The 4,384-nt window shown below is 61.1% G+C and carries 3 protein-coding genes; 2 read left to right on the plus strand and 1 reads right to left on the minus strand.

Features of this window, described 5'->3' with window-relative positions; genetic code table 11:
- The first annotated feature begins 271 nt into the window (after positions 1-271).
- Entirely contained in the window at positions 272-1,363 is a 1,092-nt protein-coding gene (locus tag BN871_RS24330) for a DctP family TRAP transporter solute-binding subunit (RefSeq protein WP_021879820.1), read from the plus strand.
- Positions 1,364-1,544: 181 nt separating this feature from the next.
- Positions 1,545-2,168, plus strand: a complete 624-nt coding sequence (gene udk, locus BN871_RS24335) for a uridine kinase (RefSeq protein ID WP_048749558.1) — start codon at positions 1,545-1,547, stop codon at positions 2,166-2,168.
- Positions 2,169-2,383: 215 nt separating this feature from the next.
- Here udk and BN871_RS24340 read toward each other — a convergent pair.
- Positions 2,384-4,384: MMPL family transporter (locus tag BN871_RS24340; RefSeq protein WP_048749561.1), on the minus strand; the 2,001-nt coding region annotated here is incomplete at its 5' end.

Raw genomic sequence — 4,384 nt, forward strand, 5'->3', positions numbered from 1 at the left:
CGCGGAGGGCGGTATTCATCGAGCCGGCAATGAGGGCATCGGTACCGGCACGGTCATCGACAAGGAGTACAGGAAGCCCATCTTTCATCCCCCTTTTGTGTCATATAATATAACACCAATTAGAGAATTGCTAGAATGATTTTCCATTTAAATTCTTTATTTGCTTGTATTTATTAAAAAAGCTGACATCGACGATAACGCCAATGTCAGCTTTTCGATAACAGSKMTKARRCAGGACGTAAGGCCGAGATGAGGAGGGAGGCGCGGAGGAATGAGCAGAAGGAGGTTCAGGCTGTGGGGCGGCGGTCTTCTGCTGGCTGCTGCTGCCGTGCTGTCCATGTTCTGGCTTGGAGGGTACAAGCTGCCCGGCCCGCTGCCGGAGGATGACGAGCAGATGGGCTTCAGCGGCAGGCATGTCATCAAGTTCAGCTACGTCGTGGCGGAGAATACGCCCAAGGGGCTGGCCGCGCAGCGGTTCGCCGATCTGGTGGAGGAGAAGTCCGGCGGCAAGGTGCAGGTGCAGCTGTTCCCGAACGGAACGCTGTTCACGGAGCCGGACGAGCAGGCCGCTCTGGCTCGCGGGGATGTGCAGATGATCGCGCCGGCCTTCTCCAATCTGTCGGCCCGGATGCCGGAGTGGAGCGTCATGGACCTGCCCTTCGCCTTCCGCACGGAAGAGGCGGTGGAGGAGGCGTTCAGCGGCGAGGTCGGCTCGCTGCTGTTCAAGCGGCTGGAGAGCCGGGGGATGATCGGCCTCGCCTTCTGGGGCAACGGGTTCAAGCAGATGACGTCGAGCGACAAGCCCCTTGTGCATCCCGAGGATTTCAGCGGCCTGAAATTCCGCATCCTGCCGGGCGCGATCGTCGATGCCCAGTTCCGGGCTCTGGGCGCCTCGACGGCGGACATTCCGTTCAACAGCGTGTACAAGGCTTACGAAAGCGGAGCGGTCGACGGCGGGGAGAATACGATCACGAATATTTACAGCAAGAAGTTCTATCAGGTGCAGAAATACATGACGGTCAGCAATCACGCCTATCTCGGGTACGCCGTGCTGATGAACCGCTCCTTCTGGGAAAGCCTGCCGCCGGATGTGCAGGCCATCATCCAGGAGGCGATGCGGGAGACGACCGGCTGGGCCAACGAGAGCGCTCGGGAAATGAGCCGCAAGGAGCTCGCGGAAATGCGGAGCGGCCGCTGGATGAATATCGCCGACCTGCAGGAGCCGGAGCGGCGGGAGTGGATGGCTCTGTGGGAGCCGCTGTACGGACAGGCGGAGAAGCTCGCGGGGCGGGAGCTGATGGATGCGGTGCGGAGGCTGCGGAGCAAGTATGGGGGCGGGATGAAATTCAGCTTGCTGGATTAGAGTGGAAAGATGGGCGGCTGCTTATGTGATCAAAAGGTGGAAAAGCGAGCCGCACCGGATTTGTCCGAACCCGGAACTTGCCGCTCCGAGGCGCCAAAACATGATTTCCAACGGGTGAAAAAATCCCCCGGCTGTGCTAAACTACAGGAATTGCATGTAATTTGGGGGGTAACAAGGCTTTATGCTTATCATAGGAATCGCCGGCGGCACCGGCTCGGGCAAGACGACCGTCGCCCGCTCCGTCATCGACCGGATGGGACCGGGCAAAGTGACATTCGTATCGCAAGACAACTACTATAAGGATCACTCGGAGCTCAGCATGAGCGAGCGGGAGAAGATCAATTACGATCATCCCTTCGCATTCGACAACGAGCTGCTCATCGAGAATCTCAAAACGCTGAAGCAGGGGCTGATCGCCCATGCGCCGGTATATGAATTTACGGTCCATGCCCGTTCCATCGAGAAATCGGTGGAGCTCAAGCCGAGCAATATCGTCATCATCGAGGGGCTGCATGTCCTCTCCGACGAGAATCTGCGCGAGCTGCTGGACATCAAGGTTTTCGTCGACACCGATCCTGACGTCCGCATCCTGCGCCGCGTGCTGCGCGACATCGAGGAGCGGGGCCGCACGATCCACTCCATCCACGACCAGTACCTCAATACGGTCAAGCCGATGCATGAAGCGTTCATCGAGCCGTCCAAAAAGTACGCCGACATCATCATTCCCGAAGGCGGCCACAACGAGGTCGGCATCGAGCTGCTGGCCGTACTGACCGAAAAGTACCTGCACGGCAGCCGCAAGTAATGCGCCTGCCTGATCCGGCAGCCGGCGCGAACCGGCCCTGTCCTTTGAAGCCTCCCGGCCGGGAGGCTTTTTTTTGCGCTCCTAGACCGAGCGGTTTCGTTTCGCGCCGTGATCTTTTTAGCCCATTAAAAATGCACCCCCCAAAAGGTTCAAAGGCCAACACAAAGTGTTGGCCTTGTCCTTGTAGACGAGGTGCTTTTGTCTTTTCAGCGGCCTTAAATGCGTTCGCGGCCTTGAACAGGATTCGCTTGGGCAGCCTGCTCCTTGGCGTTGAGCTGGGCGATCAGCTTGTCGCCCTCGACGTCGAGGTTCGGCAGCATGCGGTCCAGCCGCTTCGGAAGCCGCCAGGCGGAATCTCCGAAGATAGCCATGACGGCGGGCACGAGCGTCATGCGGATGATGAAGGCGTCGATGAGGATGCCTGCCGCGAGCGCAAAGCCGATCTGCTTGATCATAATATCCGGAGCGAAGATGAAGCCGGCGAATACGGACACCATGATGACGGCGGCCGCCACGACGACGCGGCTGGACTGCTCATAGCCGTGAATGACGCTGTCCGTTCCTTTATGGCCGTGGACGTAGGATTCCCGCATGGAGCTGACGAGGAACACCTGATAGTCCATTGCCAGGCCGTACAGGATGCCGGTCACCATGATCGGCATGAAGCTGAGCAGCGGACCGCCGGTGTCGAAGCCGAACATCGAATGGAGCCAGCCCCATTGGTAGACGGCCGTGGTGATGCCGAACGTGGCGAGCACGCTGAGCAGGAAGCCGACGGTAGCTTTGATCGGAACGATGATCGAACGGAACACGAGCAGAAGGATGATCACCGAAAGAATCACGATAATGAGAATGTAGGTCGGGAATACATCGGCCAGCTTGGAGGACATGTCGATGTTGATGGCCGTGAAGCCGGTGACGCCGATCGTGACATGGTTCTCCTTGGCAACGGCGGAGTCGGGAGCGCGGAGCTCCTGGACGAGAGTCCGGGTTGCGGCGTCGGTCGGTCCCGTGGTCGGGATGACGCTGATGATGCCGATGTCGCCGGTCTTGTTGATGCCCATCGGAGAGACGAGAGCGACGCCCTCCTGGCCTTGAAGCCCTTGAACCAGCTTGTAGAGGCCCTCCGCCGTGATGGCGCCGGACGCCGAGTCAGGCTCCGCGACGAGGAGCAGCGGGCCGTTGTAGCCTTCGCCGAAGCCGTCGGAGATGGCGTCGTAGCTCTGCCTGACCGCGGTATCCAGATTGGCGGTCGCGCCGGACGGTATGCCCATCTCCATCTTGGCGACTGGAATTGCGGCGGCGCCGAGCACGGCCACGACCCCGATCACGACGAGCCAACGGGCCTTGACGACCCCTCTGGCCCAGCGATAGGCGAAGCCGTGGCTCTTTTTCGACGAAGCGGCATTTTTGGCGCGCGCCTTGGCCGAGACGATCCGTTCGCCGATCAGGCCCAGCAGCGCCGGCAGAAGCGTCAAGGAGATCAGGACGTTGACAAAGACGGTTACAGCGGCGACAAGCGCCATCGCGGACAGGAAGGCGATCCCGATGACAAGCATGCCGCACAAGGCGATGATGACGGTCAAGCCGGCGAAGAAGACCGCGCTGCCGGCCGTGCCGACGGAGCGGCTCGCCGCTTCGCGCGCGCTGAGGCCCTGATCGAGCATCATCCGCCGCTGGCGGTTGACGATGAACAGCGAATAGTCGATGCCGACGGCCAGACCGACCATGAGCGCCAGCACCGGCGTAATGTCGGTCATCGGAATGAATTTGGAGAAGGCGAACGCCGCGCCGACGCTGATTCCTACCCCGAGCAGGGCGGACAGCAGCGGCAGTCCGGCGGCGACGACCGAGCCGAGCGTCATCAGCAGGACGACGGCGGCAACCGCTACGCCGACAGCTTCCGTGGAGCCGATGGCGGGCTTGCCCGTCAGCGAGTCGCTGGGCAGCGCGGTGATGCCGGAGCCGTTCTGCTCCACGGTGTCGATGGCTGCGATGACGCTGTCCGTCACCGATTTGGGCAGCGAGGTCTGCTGCACGGTGAACTGGAACTGGAGCATCGCTACGCTGCCGTCGGCGGACAGCATGACTCCGGGCAGAGGCGCGCCGTCGACCATCATGGGGCCATAGGACGGCGCAGCGCCCTGAGTCTGCCCGCCGGCTGCCGCTCCGGAAGCGGCGGCATCTCCTGCCTGGCTTTGTCCGCCCGCAGCGTC

Source organism: Paenibacillus sp. P22 (assembly GCF_000469945.2).
GTDB classification, from domain to species: domain Bacteria; phylum Bacillota; class Bacilli; order Paenibacillales; family Paenibacillaceae; genus Paenibacillus_O; species Paenibacillus_O humicus.

Excerpts from the sequence above, each read along its gene's own strand:
- udk (WP_048749558.1), top strand. The coding sequence starts at position 1,545 with ATGCTTATCATAGGAATCGCCGGCGGCACCGGCTCGGGCAAGACGACC.
- BN871_RS24330 (WP_021879820.1), top strand. The coding sequence starts at position 272 with ATGAGCAGAAGGAGGTTCAGGCTGTGGGGCGGCGGTCTTCTGCTGGCT.